This is a genomic window from Dyella agri (assembly GCF_044904705.1).
GTDB classification, from domain to species: domain Bacteria; phylum Pseudomonadota; class Gammaproteobacteria; order Xanthomonadales; family Rhodanobacteraceae; genus Rhodanobacter_A; species Rhodanobacter_A agri.
The window spans coordinates 280,527-296,267 of record NZ_JADIKL010000004.1; the positions used below are offsets into that span (position 1 = coordinate 280,527).

The 15,741-nt window shown below is 68.8% G+C and carries 14 protein-coding genes; 3 read left to right on the forward strand and 11 right to left on the reverse strand.

Features of this window, described 5'->3' with window-relative positions:
* Positions 1–2 precede the first annotated feature (2 nt).
* Positions 3–1,073 carry a GNAT family N-acetyltransferase gene (locus tag ISP14_RS09065; protein WP_404538423.1) on the forward strand — a complete coding sequence of 357 codons (1,071 nt, stop codon included), beginning with the start codon at positions 3–5 and terminating at the stop codon, positions 1,071–1,073.
* A complete protein-coding gene (locus tag ISP14_RS09070; RefSeq protein WP_404538426.1) occupies positions 1,066–1,947 on the forward strand; it encodes a hypothetical protein in 882 nt (293 codons plus the stop codon). Before ISP14_RS09065 ends, ISP14_RS09070 begins: the two co-directional genes overlap by 8 nt.
* Positions 1,948–1,988: 41 nt before the next feature.
* Here the strand turns inward: ISP14_RS09070 and ISP14_RS09075 are convergent, their stop codons facing one another.
* The 11 genes from ISP14_RS09075 to ISP14_RS09125 form a co-directional block, all read right to left on the reverse strand.
* On the reverse strand, positions 1,989–3,659 hold the full coding sequence (locus tag ISP14_RS09075) for an ArnT family glycosyltransferase (RefSeq protein WP_404538429.1): 1,671 nt from the start codon (positions 3,657–3,659) through the stop codon (positions 1,989–1,991).
* Positions 3,660–3,741: 82 nt separating this feature from the next.
* Positions 3,742–4,947, reverse strand: coding sequence for a DegT/DnrJ/EryC1/StrS family aminotransferase (locus tag ISP14_RS09080; protein ID WP_404538431.1), 1,206 nt, complete (start codon positions 4,945–4,947; stop codon positions 3,742–3,744).
* Positions 4,948–4,962: 15 nt separating this feature from the next.
* The gene (locus ISP14_RS09085) at positions 4,963–5,376 is read right to left on the reverse strand and encodes a DMT family transporter (protein WP_404538434.1); all 414 of its coding nucleotides are present in this window, start codon (positions 5,374–5,376) and stop codon (positions 4,963–4,965) included.
* On the reverse strand, positions 5,373–5,747 hold the full coding sequence (locus ISP14_RS09090; protein ID WP_404538437.1) for an EamA family transporter: 375 nt from the start codon (positions 5,745–5,747) through the stop codon (positions 5,373–5,375). The genes ISP14_RS09085 and ISP14_RS09090 overlap by 4 nt, the downstream gene beginning before the upstream one ends.
* A 2-nt stretch (positions 5,748–5,749) precedes the next feature.
* Entirely contained in the window at positions 5,750–6,586 is an 837-nt protein-coding gene (locus tag ISP14_RS09095; protein WP_404538440.1) for an alpha/beta hydrolase, read from the reverse strand.
* 191 nt (positions 6,587–6,777) lie between these two features.
* On the reverse strand, positions 6,778–7,725 hold the full coding sequence (locus ISP14_RS09100; RefSeq protein ID WP_404538443.1) for an efflux RND transporter periplasmic adaptor subunit: 948 nt from the start codon (positions 7,723–7,725) through the stop codon (positions 6,778–6,780).
* Positions 7,722–8,471 (reverse strand): ABC transporter ATP-binding protein, encoded by a 750-nt coding sequence (locus tag ISP14_RS09105; protein ID WP_404538446.1) that lies wholly within the window; start codon positions 8,469–8,471, stop codon positions 7,722–7,724. Before ISP14_RS09105 ends, ISP14_RS09100 begins: the two co-directional genes overlap by 4 nt.
* A 5-nt stretch (positions 8,472–8,476) precedes the next feature.
* Complete coding sequence (locus ISP14_RS09110) at positions 8,477–9,607, reverse strand: ABC transporter permease (protein WP_404538449.1); 1,131 nt, start codon at positions 9,605–9,607, stop codon at positions 8,477–8,479.
* On the reverse strand, positions 9,607–11,040 hold the full coding sequence (locus ISP14_RS09115; RefSeq protein ID WP_404538452.1) for an efflux transporter outer membrane subunit: 1,434 nt from the start codon (positions 11,038–11,040) through the stop codon (positions 9,607–9,609). Before ISP14_RS09115 ends, ISP14_RS09110 begins: the two co-directional genes overlap by 1 nt.
* Positions 11,041–11,186: 146 nt before the next feature.
* Positions 11,187–12,620 (reverse strand): sensor histidine kinase, encoded by a 1,434-nt coding sequence (locus tag ISP14_RS09120; protein ID WP_404538455.1) that lies wholly within the window; start codon positions 12,618–12,620, stop codon positions 11,187–11,189.
* Entirely contained in the window at positions 12,617–13,303 is a 687-nt protein-coding gene (locus tag ISP14_RS09125) for a response regulator (protein ID WP_404538458.1), read from the reverse strand. Before ISP14_RS09125 ends, ISP14_RS09120 begins: the two co-directional genes overlap by 4 nt.
* Before the next feature lie 157 nt (positions 13,304–13,460).
* Between ISP14_RS09125 and ISP14_RS09130 the strand changes: the two genes are divergently transcribed.
* Positions 13,461–15,710: a M1 family metallopeptidase gene (locus tag ISP14_RS09130; protein ID WP_404538461.1), complete on the forward strand. Its 2,250-nt coding sequence runs from the start codon at positions 13,461–13,463 to the stop codon at positions 15,708–15,710.
* Positions 15,711–15,741 lie beyond the last annotated feature (31 nt).

The following is a 15,741-nucleotide window of genomic DNA, read 5'->3' on the forward strand; positions in this document are numbered from 1 at the left end:
TCATGCCTTTCATTTCACAACTGGAACCTGACGCCTTGCTCAACGCGTTCATGGACGAGCCACCGATCGGCTTCGCCGTGGGCCGCTCGCCGCAAGGCATGCCGGGCTTCGTGGCGCCGTTCGACCTGCTGACCACGGCCGACGACGCGCTGCGCCGCCGCGTGGCCGGGCTGCCGCTTGCGCGGTACTGGCGCCGCCTGATCACCTGGCGCACCCGCTTTGCCGGCACCACCGTGTCCGAGTACGCGCCGCTGCCGGCCGACCTGCCGCCCGCCGCCCTGGCGCAGGGGCTTAAGGCGGCCTGGGGGCGCGAGTGCCGGCTGCTGATCGTGAAGGACATCGCGCAGGACTCGCCGCTGCTCAGCGACGCGGAGAACGCCCACGCGCGCGCCTTCGCCGCGGCGTGCGAGGCGGAAGGCTTCGTGCTGCTGGAGGGCCAGGCGCTGGCCTACGTGCCGATCGACTTCGGCTCGGACGACGATTACCTCGCGAGGCTCAGCTACAGCCGCCGGAAGAACATCCGCCGCAAGCTGCGTTCGCGGGCGAAGCTCGACATCGAGGTCGTGCATACCGGCGACGCGCGCTTCCTCGACGAGGCGACGCTGGCCACGTACTACGCGCTGTTCGACAACGTGTACGCACAGAGCGAGATCCACTTCGACCGCCTGAGCCTGGACTTCTTCCGCCGCGTGCTGCGGGATGCCTCGAGCGGTGGCGTGGTATTCGTCTACCGGCACGAAGGGAAGATGATCGGCTGGAATCTCTGCTACGAACACGGTGGCAAGCTGATCGACAAGTACATAGGCTTCGCCTACCCCGAGGCGCGCGACCACAACCTCTATTTCGTGAGCTGGATGCACAACCTCGGCTACGCGCGCGAGCGCGGACTGAGCCACTACGTGGCCGGCTGGACCGACCCCGAGGTGAAATCCTTCCTCGGCGCCAGCATGACCTTCACCCGCCACGCGGTGTACGCGCGCAACCCGCTGCTGCGCGCGCTGCTGCGCAAACTGGGCGGACATTTCGAGAGCGACCGCAGCTGGCAGGACGCAGCGGAGAAAGACGATGAGTGAATCCGTACAACGCCCCGTGGTGCTCGACATCGACAGCTCGGTGGGACCGCTGCCGGACGGCCTCGTGCTACCGCTGGCCGAATGGCAGGAAGCAATCCGCTTCGGTTGTTCGCTGGCCACCATGCGCCGCTTCCGCGCACTGCTCGACGAGCAACTGCCCGAGCGTCACGGCACCGTGTTCACCGGCTCGGGCGATTTCCACCATCTCAGTTGGCCGCTGATCGCGCGGCTCAAGCCCGCCACCTCCATACAAGTGGTGGTGCTGGACAACCATCCCGACAACATGCGCTTCCCGTTCGGCGTGCACTGCGGTTCGTGGGTGCGCCGCGTGGCCGCTTTGCCCTTCGTCGACCACGTGCACGTCCTTGGCATCACGTCACACGACATCGGCGCGGGCCACGCGTGGGAGAACTACCTGACGCCGCTGCTGCGCGGCAAGCTCACCTACTGGAGCATGGGCGTGGATACCGACTGGTCGCGCCGGCTCGGCATCGCGCGCGCGTTCCGCGGCTTCGACACGCCGGATGCGCTGGTCGATGGCTTCGTCGAGCAGCAGCGCACACAAACCCTGCCGACCTACCTCACCATCGACAAGGACGCGTTCGCGCCCGAGGTGGCGCGTACCAACTGGGACCAGGGGCGGCTGCAGCTGGCCCACGCGCTGGCCCTGATCGGCAGCCTGCGCCAAGGCCTGGCGGGCAGCGACATCAACGGCGAAGTCTCGCACTACCGCTACAAGGCCTGGTGGAAGCGCAAGCTCTCCGCGATGGACGAGCAGCCCGAGATCGACACCGCCCAGCTCGCCAGCTGGCAGGCGCAGCAGCATGCGCTCAACCTTGAGTTGCTCGAAGCCATCGGGGCACGCTCCGGCTGATGCCGCAGCTTGCGTCGGCAGCACCGGCGACGGCTTCCGGATCAGTCTTCGCCGGGGTTCGGCGCAGGCGTGGGGATTTCGCGTTTGCGGTCGGCTTCTGCCGCCACCGCGCTTGCAGGCCAGATACCCAGGCTGCGGCCGAAATACGCTTGCTTGTACAGCGGCGCCGGCATGTCCTGGTAATCGTTGTCGTCGCTGATGACCCAGCCGTCCGGGTGTGCGTGCACCCATGCCGCCACGGCGGCTGGATCGCGCGTGTCGGGAATGGCCGCCGTGAGCCGCCCGGCGAAAGTGAGCAAGCCGTACTGGGAGCCGGCAAACAGCATCGGGATGCCGTCCCGCTGCGCTGCAGCGACATGTTGCGCCATCGCGCGCACGTCGTAGCGTGGACCGATGCTGAGCACGAAAGCCAACTTGCACAGCATCACGGCAGCCAGCGTGCCAAGCGCGACCGCACTGGCTGAAGGCGGTTGCGCGCGCGGCACCAGGTACGAGACGCCCAGCAACACGATGAGCACGCCGCAGGCCACGGCGCCCATGGCCGAGTCGGGCGCCTCCCGCCAGCCCAGGCCAAGTGCGACGGCAAGACCGACGGTAATGAAGGTCGGGGCCGTCCGCCAGGCGACGATCCGCCAACGGCCCGAGCCGATACGCTCGCCCGCGAACAGGGCCAGCGGCGGGATCAAAGGCAGCAGGTAGTGAGGCTGCTTGCCGCTGATCAGGCTGAAGACCACGAAGCCGGGAATGACGGCGGTGGCTGCGAAGCGGCCAATGGCCTTGGCCGTGCTCCGCGAAGCGGACGCGATCGGTGCATGGCGCGCAAGGCACAGCGTCCATGGCAAGGTCATCGCGGGAAGTATGGGCAGATACCACCACCATGGACGCGCGTGCGCGAAGCTGTGTACCACGCGCCCCATCGTCTGACGCAGGAAGATGGCGTCGGCATAAGCGGGGCCGCCGGCCTGGGCCGCGGGAATCGCCCAGGCCAGCGCTAGCAGCACGGAAGCCAGCAGTACGATGAACAGGCGCAGATAGAACACCGCTGGCCGGGTCTGAAAGCCCGGCATCCAGTACGACGCGAACAGGGCCGGCAGGCCGCCCACCAACAGGGCGACGGGGCCTTTGGCGAGTATGCCGGCGCCCAGTGCCAGGCCCATCAGCAATACCCCGGCCGGCCAGCGTCGCCCGGCGAGAATCGTGGTGGCCAGCCATGCTGTCAGCGTGCAGAAGGTGAGCAGCAGATCGAACATGATGACGTCGGCGTAGATCGCCAGCGCCATGCAACCCAGCCAGAGCCATTGCGCATTCTCCGTCGCCGCGTCGTCGGCACCCAGTCGGCGACCCAGCGAGCCAAGCAGGGGCAGGGTCGACAGCCCGAGCAATAGCTCCAGCAGCCGGACTGCCCAGGCATGCACGCCGGTCACCGACCAGGCCAGGTTGATGAGCCAGAACAGCAGCGGCGCCTTGTCCGAATACGCTGCGCCATCCAGCCAGGGCACCAGCCACTGGCCGCTCGAGTGCATGTGCCATGCGACCGCCAGGTAGCGGGTTTCGTCGATGGGCACCGGGGGCAGGAAAAACACCGGTGACAGCAGCAGGATCAAGGCGGCGACGCGGCGCAGTGGTCGGCCCACGCTCGATTGCTTCAGGATGCCGATGCGATGCAGCGCCGTCATGCCGGGCTCGATGAGTTGCGCGGAAACGGTCCGCATGGTGACGCGTCGGATGCGTCATGCCAATGACGAACATGTGTAGAGCGGCCGCAACCCGGCGCCGCGGAATGGGCGCATGCGCTCAGCTGTTTTCGAGCACGCCGCAGATCGCCGCCATGTCCGCGTCGGTGAGCCATAGGCTGTTGCCGATGCTGAGGCTGCGCGCGGCGAAGTCGCGGGCGTTCGGCACATCGCTCGCGGGCACGATGTCGCTCAGGTAGGCATAGTCGGGCAGGGCGTGGATGAACAGGCGGCTGACGCCATGACCGGCTTGCCACAACGCGTTCAGCGCGGCATCGCGGCGGCCCTGATCGGGCAGCAGCAGGAAGAAGAACGGCCAGCTGCCTTGGCTACCGGGAGGATCTTCCAGCACGGTGACGCCAGGGATCGCGCGCAGGCGCGGCAGATGGCGTTGTGCGCGTGCCGCGCATTGTTCGATGAAGGCAGGCAGGCGCCGGGCGGCATGTGCTCCCACAGCCTGGCGCCAGCGGCCCACGGCGTGCAGGGGCAGCGGCAGGCCGAAATCGTCGCCCACCGCGGCCACCGGATCGCCGTGCCGCAGCGCGCGGCGCAACGGATTGCCATAGGCGAGCGCCAGGCCGCGCGGGCGGTACAAGGCCGCGTAACCCAGCAGTTCCACGCTGCGGCGCAGTTCCCAACCCAGGCTGGGCGGCGCGATGCGTGCGGCAGTGCGCGCCAGTCGTTCGCGCAGCTCGGGGTCGCGCGCGGCGAGCAGGCCGCCTTCGTAAATGGAGAGGCCCTTGCCCGCGGCGAGGCTGAAGAAGCCGATGTCCCCGGCGAGGCCCACGCTGCTGCCGTCGCGCCGCGCACCCAGCGCCTGGGCGGCATCTTCGATCACGTGGGCGCCCACGTTGTTGGCCACGGCGAGCGCGTCGTCCACGTCGGCGACGCGGCCGGCAAGATGGGTGGGCAGGATCGCCAGAGTGCGCTCGTCGCAAGCCGCGCGCAGCGCGTGCGGGTCCATGTCGTAATGGCCCGGGCGCAGGTCGCACAACACCGGCTCCAGCCCGGCCTGATGCACGGCCAGTGGCACCAGCGGGCAAGTGTAGGCAGGCATCACTACGCGACGGCGTTGCGGCTTCAGTTCGCGCAGCGCGGCCAGCGCGACCAGCAGTGCCGCGGTGCCGGAGCAGGTAAGTTCGAGCGGTGGCGTGCCCAGTTGCGCAGCGATGTCGACGGCCAGCGTGGCCGGGCCGGGGCGGAGGTCCGCCAGCTTCAGCGGCAGGCCGGCGGTGGGTGGCAGTTCGTGGCGGCGACGGGGCAGCATGCGCTGGGCCGGGTCTCAGGCCGGAGCCGGACCTTCGTCCGCTTCCGGCACATGTTCGCGGCTTTCGGCCAGCCCCAGGCAGACGATACCGGCGACGATGGCGACGGCGCCCAGCACACGCGGCAGGGTGAGGTGCTCGTCGAACAGCCATACCGACAGCAGCATCACCGACACCACTTCCAGGTGCGAGGCGGCGAAGGCGGGGCCGATCGGTGCGTGTTTGAGCAGGCTCATCCAGGTGAAGAACGCACCGACGTAGCCCACGATCGCACCGTAGATCCACGGCGCGCCGAACACGCGCAGCAGCCAGGCGATGTCCGCGGTGACCGGCAGCGCATGGGTGCCGGCGTACTTGAAGCTGATCTGCGCCAGGGTGTCGAAACCCATCAGCAGCGCGAAGCCGATGAGGTAGAACCAGCCGCGCTTCATCCGGCCACTCCCACGACGGCCACGCCCAGCGTCACCAGCAGGATGCCGGTCACGCGCAGGCGGGTGAGTTTCTCGCCGAACAGGAAGCGCCCGGCCACCATGATCGCCACGATGTTGATCGAGCCCAGCAGCACGCCTTCGGACAGCGGCACCAGCGAGAGGAAGGCGATCCACACCAGGAACTCGATCACGTAACTGCCGATACCCAGCCACAGCCATGGGCGCGAAGCCATGTGCTTCCAGCGGGCGAGGCCGTCGCCGGCATCCTTGTCGCCGGCGGCGGCCTTGAATGCGAGCTGGCCGCCGGTGTCGAGCACCACGTTGAGCACCCACAGCAGCGCCACCAATGACGAGATAGAACCCGTCGGCACGATCAGGCTGCCGCGCGCTGGGGAATGTCGGCCGCGGCGATGCGGTCGAAGAATGCAGCGGAGCGTTCGATCAGGGTGCGGCGTTCCTTGTCGATGGTGATCATGTGGTAGCTGTCGTCCAGCAGCAGCATCTCGACCGGGGCGCTGACTTCGCGCATCACCAGTTCGGCGTTCTTAATGCTGGCCACGTCGTCCTCGCTGGCGTGTGCCACCAGGCAGGGCGCGGTGACTTGCGAAAGCTGGCGACGCACCGCGGCGGACAGGCCGTACATCTCGGCCAGCGAATACCAGGGGTTGCCGGGCAGGCCGGCGGCGGCGCTGTCGCCGCCCAGCATCGCAGCGCTGACCTGGGCGCGCAGGCGCTCGTCGCGGATGCCGTAGGGCGGCTGCTCCATGAAGCTGCGGTGGCGGCCGATGCCGAGCTTCTTCAGCAACGGCAGCATGAAGGACATGCGCGCCATGCGCGGGATGCTCCAGCCGTCGTAGCGGAAGGTGGCGCCGTACACGCCCACGCCGGCGATCTGGTCGGGGCGATCGGCGGCGAGCTTGAGCGAAAGCAGGGCGCCCATCGACAAGCCGCCCACGAACAGGTGGTCGACCTTCTCGCGCAGCGCATCGGCGGCCTGCTCCACGCTGGCATACCAGTCGCGCCAGCCGGTGGCGAGCAGGTCCTCGGCATTGCCGCAATGGCCGGCCAGTTGCATGCCGTGCACGGTATAGCCGGCGCGGTTCAGGCCCTTGCCGAGCAGTTTCATCTCCATCGGCGTGCCGGTGAGGCCGTGGATCAGCAGCACGCCGCTGCGGCCACCTTCGAAGAAGAAATCGGTTTGCTGGATCACGCGCGACACCCAAGACGATGCGAGCCGCATCGGCGGCTTTTCAGGCGTGCAGCTTCGCAGCGGGCGGTTTCCCCAGTCTTTCGGCTATGTGCAGGCGGGGACGCTTGCCCACATTTTGCGGGATTCAGAGCGATTCCGGGTGCCTGAAACCGCCCGTTAGCTCGCGGCAGAGGGCGACGGCGTAGTGCGAATCAGTGCTTTCCGTCGGGCAGGAACCGCACGATCACCCGCTGGCCGATGCGCAGCTGCTGTTCGGGTTGGTCGAAGGCCAGCACGCACTCCACCGTACGCGCGTTGGCGCGGACCTGCGGATCGTTTTCCAGCGTGGCCGGGCCGTAGACCTGGCCCACGCGCAGCACGTGGGCGTTCCAGTGGCCGTTCTCGGCGTCGTCATTGGCGACCACCTCGGCGCGCATGCCGGCTTGCACCGCCGTTACAAAGCTTTCGTTGAGTTCGGCGCGCACGATGCGCGGCTTGTTGGGCAGCAGGGTGAACAAGGGGCCGGCGCCGGGCGATACGCTGGCGCCAGGCTGCGCGGCCACGTGCACCACCAGCGCGTCGAACGGCGCGCGCAAGCTGTGCTGCGCCAGCTCGTACTTTGCTTCAGCCAGTTTCTGGGCGGCCATGTCCACCGAGGCCTGGTCGGCATCGTGTTCGGCGTCGAGCTGGTTGCTGGCTTCGCGCGCGTCGTCGGCGCTCTGGCCGTCGCCGGCGCCGGCGGCGGCGGCAGAGGCGAGCCGCTGGGCGCGCAATTTGGCGGCGGCCTGCTTGATGTCGAGCAGCTTGAGCTGGGCTTGCGCCTGTTCCAGTTGCGCCTGGGCAGAGTCCGTTGCCAACTGGGCCGGGCGGGTGTCGAGCGCAGCCAGCAACTGGCCCTGCTTCACCGTCTCGCCTTCATGCACGGCGACGCTGGCCAGCACGCCTTCACGCGGCATCGTCAATGCGAGCATGCCGCCCTCGATATCGACGCGTCCGCGGGCCACTGCAGCGTAGTTGCTCGCAGCAACCTTGGGAGCAGCCGGCTCCGCGGGTTTCGAACAGGCGGCGAGCAGCAGCGTGGCGGCCAGCGCGAATCCGGCGGGCCGCAGCAGCGCCGCAAGGCGCGCGGACGAAGGCGGACGGGATGCGGTCGGCTTCATGGCGGGTTTTCCTTGGAGGCGACGGCGTCGGGGCGCCGGTCGCTGAGAATGCGGCCGTCTTCCATCGCCAGCACGCGGTCGGCGTGGGCGACCAGGCGCGGGTCGTGGCTCACGCACAGCACGGTGGTGCCGTGGGTGGTGGCGATAGTGTGCAAGATGTCGATGATGGTCTGGCCGTTGGCGGCGTCCAGCGCGCTGGTGGGCTCGTCGGCGAACAGCAGCTCCGGCTCCTTGGCCAGGGCGCGGGCGATCGCCACGCGCTGCTTCTCGCCGCCGGAGAGTTCCGACGGGCGCAGCTTGATGCGGTGGGCCAGGCCCACTTCGTCCAGCGAGCGGCGGGCACGCTCGCGTGCCTCCCGCTTCGACAAGCCCATATGGTTGAGCGGCAATTCCACCTGCTCCAGCGCAGTGAGCGCGGGGAACAGGTTGAAGCCCTGGAACACGAAGCCGGTGTGCTGCAGGCGGAAATGCTCCAGCGCGCGCAGGTCGAGCTGACCCAACTCGCTGCCCAGCGCATGCACGCGGCCGCTGTCCACCTTCTGCAGGCCGCTGAGGATCGCCAGCAAGGTGCTCTTGCCGCAGCCGGAGGGGCCGGAGATCAGGGTGAGTTCGCCGGGATCGATGCTCAGCGACAGATGGTCCAGCACCTGGGTGTGCTGGCGGCCGGAGTCGAAGGCCTTGCACACGGCTTCGGCCCGCAGGACTGGAGCGCTTGGCGAAGTGGCGGCGGCGATGGCGTGAGGCATCCGGTTCACCTCAGCAAGGTCGCAGGGTCGATGCGGCGCATGCTGCGCATCGCCGCCATGCCCGAGACCGCGGCCTGGCCCATGACCAGGGCAATGCAGGCGATCGCGGCCAGCGGCCCCAGCACCACCGGCACATCCTGGCTACGCGCCAGCAACAGCAGCAACACGCCGAGCACGGTGGCGCCGAGCAGGCCCAGCGCACCCACCCAGAACGCTTGCTCCAGCACTACTTTGCGCAGCGCGCCGACACCCACGCCCAGCGCGTTGAGCGTGGCGTATTCGCGCACCGAGCCTTGCACTGCGCCGACCAGGGTCTGGCTGGTGATGACCGCACCGACCAGGAACACGATGCCGGCGAGGAACAGCACGCCGGCGCCGGCGCCGGTGTCGAACAGCCAATAGAGCACCGAGATGCGGGCGAAGTTGGCGGCACTCCACGTGGTGTAGGGGCCGAAGGCGCTGCCGCCGCGCAGGCGCGCCGCGACGGTGTCGGCCTGCGTCGGATCGCGCAGCTTGGCGACCAGGTAAGTGGGGCCGTTGTCGGCGTTGTCGGTGTCGAGCTGGCGCGCGGTTTCCAGCGAGGCGATCACGTTGATGCCGCCCAGTCCACGCAGGCCGCTGCTCACGCCGACCACGCGCACGCGCTGGCCATTGATGGTGGCGGTGTGGCCCGGCGCAACGCCGAGCTTGTCGAGGTCGGCGCGATCCACGATCACCGCATCCGGTTCGGCCAGCCGCGCGCGCAGTTCGGGCGGCAGCACCTTGGAAAACATCAGGCCGTCGGCGGTGGGGTCGATGCCGGAAACGAACACCGATACGCCGCCGGTATCGCCCGTGCCGCGCCAGTCGCCGTCGATCCATTCGTAAGGCTCGACGCGCGTCACCGCCGGGTCCATCAGGATCCGCGATTCCACGTTGGCGTCGATGGAACGGCCCGAGCCCACGCTCTGGGTGCCGGGGAACCCGACCCACACGTCAGCGGACGAACCGGTGATATAGACGCTGGTGGCGCCGAAGATACCCAGCACCAGGGCCAGCTGCAGCAGCTGCAGCAGGCCGGCGAAGCCCACCGCGAGCATGGCGGGCAGGAAGCGCCGCCATTCGTAGATCAGGGTCTTGCGCGCCAGGGCCACCATCAGCGCGTCGCCTCGGTGGACTTGCCTGACTTCGCATCGGGTGTCTCGTCCGCCGGCAGCGGCGCACCGCCGAGGGCCTTGAACAACGCCACGTAGGCCAGGCTGCGGGCGGCGCGCGCCTCGGCCAGTTCGATCGCTGCCTGGTTGGCGGCAAGCTGGCCGTCGGTCAACACCAGCGGGCTTTCCAGCTTCAGCTTCACACGGGTCTGCAGCGTGTCGTCGACGCGTTGCAGTGCCTGCCAGGCTTCCAAGGTGTGCTGTTCGCGTTGCTGCTGTTGTTGCAGCGCGCCCAGCGCGGTCTCCACTTCGGCCACGCCCTGCAGCACAGCCTGGCGGTAGGCCAGCACGCTGGCTTTCAGCTCGTGCGATTTGGCGTGTTCGTTGGCCTCGCGCAGGCCCCAGTCGAACAGCGGCATGCTGAACATCGGACCCACCGTGACCAGGCCGTTGGAAACGGCATGGGCGCGGTTGTTGTTGAGGTCGGTGGCCCAGACCATCGAGGCATCCAGGCCGATGTTGGGGAAACGGTCGGCATGCGCCACGCCCAGTTCGCCGGCAGCGCGCAGCACATCGGCTTCGGCGCGGGCGATCTCGGGGCGCGTGCGTAGCAGGTTGGCCGGTGTGCCGGGCAACTCCCATGCGCCGAGTTGCGGTTGCGGGCCGGTTTGCAGCCAGGCCGGGTCGGGGTGGTTCTGGCCTGCCAGTACGGCCAGCCGCTGTGCGGCTTCATTGACGGCCTGACGTGGCGCGGCCAGCGCGGCCTGCGCCTGCGCGGCGGCGGCGGCGGCCTGATCCACCGCGCCGGCCGGCGCCAGTTGCAGGCGCTGGCGGATCTTCAGCAGTTCGAGTTGGTGGCTGCGCAGCTCGCCGATCTGTTGCAGCAGGGCTTCCTGTTGCTGGGCGGTGCGCAGCTCGATCCAGTTGCGCACGACTTCGGCCACCAGCGTCACGCGGGCCGCGTGCAGATCGGCCATGCTGGCATTCAGTTGGCCCTGCGCTTCGCGCTGGGCGCCCTTGGCGCGGCCGAACAGGCCGAATTCCCAACTGGCGTCGAAGCCGGCGACGAGATACGAGGCGCTGGCGTCGGGGTCGATCGTCTGGTCGGTGCTGGCCTTGAGGTAGGGCAGGTAAGGTGCGCCGGAATGCTGTTGCAGCACGCGCACGGCGCGTACCCGTTCGACCGCCTGCGCCACATCGAGGTTGTGCGCCAGCGCCTGGTCGACCAGCGCGTTCAGAGCCGGATCGTTGAAGGCACGCCACCAACCGCGCAGATCGGTGGGCTCGGCCGCTTGCGACGCCGCGGCATGCTGCCATTGCGCCGGGATCGGCGGTTCCAGCTTCGGCACCGCCACCGAGCAGCCGGCAAGGGCGATGGCTGCGCCGAGCAGGGTCGGGCGCCAGCGGCGCAGCGGCGCGACGCCTGCCTCAGCCATGCCGGTCACCACGTGTGGCGGAGCCGGTACGGGGGCCGGCGTTGTCGATGGGGGTCAGGGCCACGGTCAGGTCGGGATAGTGGAGGTGGAGGCGCGGATAACGACCGTGCGCATCTGCCTAGGATACAGGCCGGGTGCGGGGGCTGTCAGCGCGCCGGCGGCGTTTCGTGGGAGGCGGCCGCGCCGCCGCGGGGCCGCGGCGTCGGGAAGCGCACCTCTACGCACAGGCCGTGCTCCTCGCCCAGCTGGTAGATCACCTCGGCGTGGTGGCGTTCGGCAATGCGCTGCACGATCGCCAGTCCCAGACCACTGCCTTCCTCACTGGTTCCCGGCGCGCGGAAAAAACGCTCGCTTAGCCGCGGCAGCAGTTCGGGCGGCACGCCCGGGCCGTTGTCTTCGACCACCAGGTTGGCACCGCCGTCGGGCCGCGCCTGCAGGCTCACGGTGACGGTGCTCCCGCGGCCGGCGTAGCGGATGCTGTTGTCGATGAGGTTGTCCAGCAGATCGTGCAGGCTGGCAGCGTGGCCGGCGATGCTTAGCGCTTGCTCAGGGCCCTGGTAGCCGAGGTCGATGCCGGCGGCCAGCGCCTCGTGCACGCGCTGCATCACCGCCTCAGGGATTAGCCGGGTCAGTTCCAGCGGCACGTGTTCGATCGTGTCGGTCGATGGCGCCTGCGCGCGGGTCAGCGCCAGCAGCTGGGCGGTGGTACGCGCGGCGCGCTGGTTGAGCCGGCGGATGTGGGTGAGCGCGTCGTGCACGTTGGCCGGATCGGGATCGGCCAGCGCACGCTCCACGTGCAGGCCGAGTCCGGTCAGCGGCGTGCGCAGCTGGTGTGCGGCATCGGCGATGAAGCGGTCGTGCAGCGCGAGCATGCCGCGCAGGCGGGCGAACAGCGCGTCGATGGTGCGGGTCAGCGGCAGGATTTCCTGTGGCACGTCGGGTCCGCCGATCGGGGTCAGCTCGTGGTTGCGGCGCGCCAGCCGGCGGGTCAGCGGATCAAGCACGCGCAGGCCGTGGTTGACCCCGAACCACACCAGCGAGAGCACGCAGACGATCAGCAGCGCCTGGGTCAGGATGGCCAGCAGCAGGATGCTGCGCGCCTGCGCGTGACGGTCGTGCAAGGTCTCGGCCACGGTGATGATCAGGGGGTCGTCGGGGCGGCTGTCCGACGCCGTGCTCAGCGTGACCGCACGCAGCGGGCGGTTGTCCATGCGGGTGTCGAACAGCTGCGGCGACGCGCCCACGGCCGGCGTCCGCGCCGGCAGCGGCAGGTGGCCGTTGCCGGCCAGCAGGCCGTGCTTCCGGCTGATCACGCTGAAATAGCTGTCGCCATTGGGGTCGTACTGCAGCAGGAAGCGCGCCTGCGGAGTCAGCTCGCCGCCCAGTTGCTCGTTGCCCATCATCTTGGCCAGGGTCAACGCGTCATTGCCGAGGTCGCGGTCGTGCACGTGGTTGGAATAGCTCAGCGCCACGCCGTAGGTGAGCAAGATGTCCAGCACCAGCAGGATCGCCACCGGGATCAACAGGAAGCCCAGCAGGCGGCGGCGCAGACTGGGGCGGCGGGCGGGGGCGTGGCTCATGCGTGGTTGCCGTCGGCGGTGGCCTCTTCGAGCAGATAGCCCAGGCCGCGGATCGTGCGCACGCCGGTGCCACTGCCCTCGAGCTTGCGGCGCAGCCGGTGGATCGCGATGTCCAGGCCGTTGTCAGTGAGCTCCTCGTCCCAGCTGCACAGCGCCTCGATCAGCTGCGCGCGGCTGGTGACGCGGTCGGCGCGCAGCGCCAGCGCCTCCAGCAGGCCGAACTCGCGCGCGGTGAGCTCCAGCGGCTCGTCGTCCAGCCAGGCGCGATGGCCGGGCAGGTCCAGCCGCAGCCGGCCGAGCCGGAGCTCAGGCACACCCTGGCTGCTGCTCCGGCGCAGCAAGGCGCGCACCCGTGCCTCGAATTCGGACAGCGCGAATGGCTTCACCAGGTAGTCGTCAGCGCCCAGGTCGAGCACGCGGATGCGCTCGTCCAGCCCGTCGCGTGCGGTTACCACCAACACCGGCACGCCGGTGCCGCGGGAGCGCAGCCGGCGCAGCACTTCGCTGCCGTCCAGTTGCGGCAGGCCAAGATCCAGCACCAGCAGGTCGTAGTCGTGGTCGCGCAGCGCGGCATCCGCCAGCTGGCCGCTGGCTACGTGGTCGACGGCGTGGTTGCTGTGGCGCAGCGACGCGCAGATGCCTTCGGCGATGGAGGGGTCGTCTTCGGCGAGGAGGATGCGCATGCGGTTCGAGGTTCTCCGTAGGGATGGTGCACAGCTTGCCACGCGGCGCCAGTCCGGCAGCTTAGCGGGGATGCATGGGCTCATGCATGACCTCTGGCCTATGACGGCGGGCCGGGTCAGGCGCAGTCTGGAGGGATCACTCGTGGGGAGCGTGCGAATGGGGTCGATCAGGGGCAGGAGCGGGCTGTGGCTCGCTGCATTGACGGTGGGTTGGTGCGGAGCTTTTGCGAGCTTCGCGCAGGAGGCGCCGGCCACGGCGGGCAGCGCGGCGGCACCGGCGCCGGCGGTCGCCAGCACGGCGCCGGTTTCGATGGAGCCCATTCCGTTCGCGCCGGCGCACCGGACCACCATTACCACAGCCAGCGCGCCCGAGGCCTGGGGCGGCGAACGCAGCGGCCACGAATCCACGTTGTCCGATCGCGTGGTGAGCTACGCCATAGACGCCAGTCTCGATGTGGCGAAGCACCAGGTGGCGGGCAAGGAGCGCATGACCTGGCGCAACCGCAGCGATCGCCCGGTCAACCACGTCTACTTCCACCTCTATCTCAACGCATTCGAGAGCGATGGCAGCACCTGGTTCACCGAGCGCCAGGTGCTCACCGCGCATGGCCGCTCGCGCGGCAATGCGGTGCTGGAAAAGGGGCAATGGGGCTGGATCCACCTACAGAACGTGGCGCAGGATGGCGCGGCGCTGAAATGGAGCTTCGTGCACCCCGACGGCGGCCCGGCCACAGACCATACGGTAGTACGCATCGATCTGGCCCAGCCGGTGCCGGCGGGTGGCACGCTGGCGCTGGACGTCGACTTCCTCAGTCAGTTGCCGCGGGTCGTGGAGCGCACCGGCTGGTGGGGCGACTTCAACCTGGTCGGCCAGTGGTTCCCCAAGATCGGCGTGCTGGAACTGGCCGGCGAACGCGGTGCCGCCGCGCCGCGCTGGAACGTGCACGAGTTCCACTTCAACAGCGAGTTCTATGCCGACTTCGGCAGCTACGACGTGCACCTGGACGTACCCAGCGATTACACCGTGGGCGCGGTGGGCCAGCTGCAGGGCGAGCCGAAGACGGCAAACGGCCGCACCACTTACCACTATGCGCAGGGCGACGTGCATGACTTCGCCTGGGTGGCCGCCAAGGGCTACAAGACGATGGACGGCAGCTACACCGGCGCGGGCAGCCCGCCGGTGGCCGTGCGCGTGATCTATCCGCCCGAATACGCGGCCAGCGCTGCGCCCACGCTGAAATCCACCATCGATTCGCTGGGCTATTTCTCGCAGACCATCGCGCCGTACCCGTACCGCACGGTCACCGCGGTGATCCCGCCGTACAACGCGGACGAAGCGGGCGGCATGGAGTATCCAACCTTCTTCACCTCGGAGGGCTACAAGGAGGTCACGCCGGGCACCCTCAGCCAGTACGGCAGCGACTTCGTGAACATCCACGAATTCGGCCACGGCTACTTCTACGGCATCCTCGCCTCCAACGAGTTCGAGGAGCCCATGCTCGACGAGGGCATGAACGAGTATTGGGATGACCGCATGATGCGCGCGCGCAACGAGGATCTCACCCTCGCCACGCCCTTCATGAAGTGGCTGGGCATCGCGCCGGCGATGAGCGGCTTCCAGATGGAGCGCATGGGCGCGCAGCTGGATCGCCCCGAGGATCCACTGGCGCAGAACAGCTGGGACCGGCTCTCCAGCTCCAGCTACGGTACGGTGTACACCCGCACCGCCACCGCGATGCACGATCTGGAGCAGCGCGTCGGCGAGGCGGCAATGGAAAAGGGGATCCGGCTTTACTACCAGCGCTGGAGCTTCCGCCATCCCTCGGTGGCCGACCTGCGCCAGGCGCTGGCCGACGGTTCGGGCGATGCGAAAACGGTCAATGCGATCTTCGATCAGGTCGTCTATGGCATCGCGCACATCGACGACCGCGTGGCCGACATCGACACCACCGAAGTCCTGCCGCAGGCCGGCGTGAGCTGGAAGGACGGCAAGTCGGTGGAGGTCGACCAGAAGGCGCTGGACCAGCAGATCGCCAAACAGCGTGAGGACTGGAAGAAAGCGCACGCTGACGCCAAGCCAGGCAGCGGTGGGCCGTTCCCTTGGCATAGCACGGTGACCGTGCTGCGCGACGGCGCGCGGGTGCCAGAGACGCTGCGCGTCACGTTTGCCGATGGCAGCCACGAAGATCTGCGCTGGGACGACGACCGCCGCTGGGCGCGCTTCGAGTTCACCAGGCCGGGCAAGGTGGTCTCCGCCGAGCTGGACCCCGCGGGACAGGTCTATCTCGACGCCAACAAGCTCAACGACAGTTTCGCGACCAAGTCGAACGGCGCTGCTTCGCGCCGCTGGACGGCCGACGTGGCCGCGGTCCTGCAGACCCTCTACTCGATGCTGGTGACGCTGTGATGATGGCCAGGACGACTGCTCCACGCGCCGG

Excerpts from the sequence above, each read along its gene's own strand:
- ISP14_RS09065 (WP_404538423.1), top strand. The coding sequence starts at position 3 with ATGCCTTTCATTTCACAACTGGAACCTGACGCCTTGCTCAACGCGTTC.
- ISP14_RS09070 (WP_404538426.1), top strand. The coding sequence starts at position 1,066 with ATGAGTGAATCCGTACAACGCCCCGTGGTGCTCGACATCGACAGCTCG.
- ISP14_RS09075 (WP_404538429.1), bottom strand. The coding sequence starts at position 3,659 with ATGCGGACCGTTTCCGCGCAACTCATCGAGCCCGGCATGACGGCGCTG.
- ISP14_RS09080 (WP_404538431.1), bottom strand. The coding sequence starts at position 4,947 with ATGCTGCCCCGTCGCCGCCACGAACTGCCACCCACCGCCGGCCTGCCG.
- ISP14_RS09085 (WP_404538434.1), bottom strand. The coding sequence starts at position 5,376 with ATGAAGCGCGGCTGGTTCTACCTCATCGGCTTCGCGCTGCTGATGGGT.
- ISP14_RS09100 (WP_404538443.1), bottom strand. The coding sequence starts at position 7,725 with ATGAAGCCGACCGCATCCCGTCCGCCTTCGTCCGCGCGCCTTGCGGCG.
- ISP14_RS09105 (WP_404538446.1), bottom strand. The coding sequence starts at position 8,471 with ATGCCTCACGCCATCGCCGCCGCCACTTCGCCAAGCGCTCCAGTCCTG.
- ISP14_RS09110 (WP_404538449.1), bottom strand. The coding sequence starts at position 9,607 with ATGGTGGCCCTGGCGCGCAAGACCCTGATCTACGAATGGCGGCGCTTC.
- ISP14_RS09115 (WP_404538452.1), bottom strand. The coding sequence starts at position 11,040 with ATGGCTGAGGCAGGCGTCGCGCCGCTGCGCCGCTGGCGCCCGACCCTG.
- ISP14_RS09120 (WP_404538455.1), bottom strand. The coding sequence starts at position 12,620 with ATGAGCCACGCCCCCGCCCGCCGCCCCAGTCTGCGCCGCCGCCTGCTG.
- ISP14_RS09125 (WP_404538458.1), bottom strand. The coding sequence starts at position 13,303 with ATGCGCATCCTCCTCGCCGAAGACGACCCCTCCATCGCCGAAGGCATC.
- ISP14_RS09130 (WP_404538461.1), top strand. The coding sequence starts at position 13,461 with ATGGGGTCGATCAGGGGCAGGAGCGGGCTGTGGCTCGCTGCATTGACG.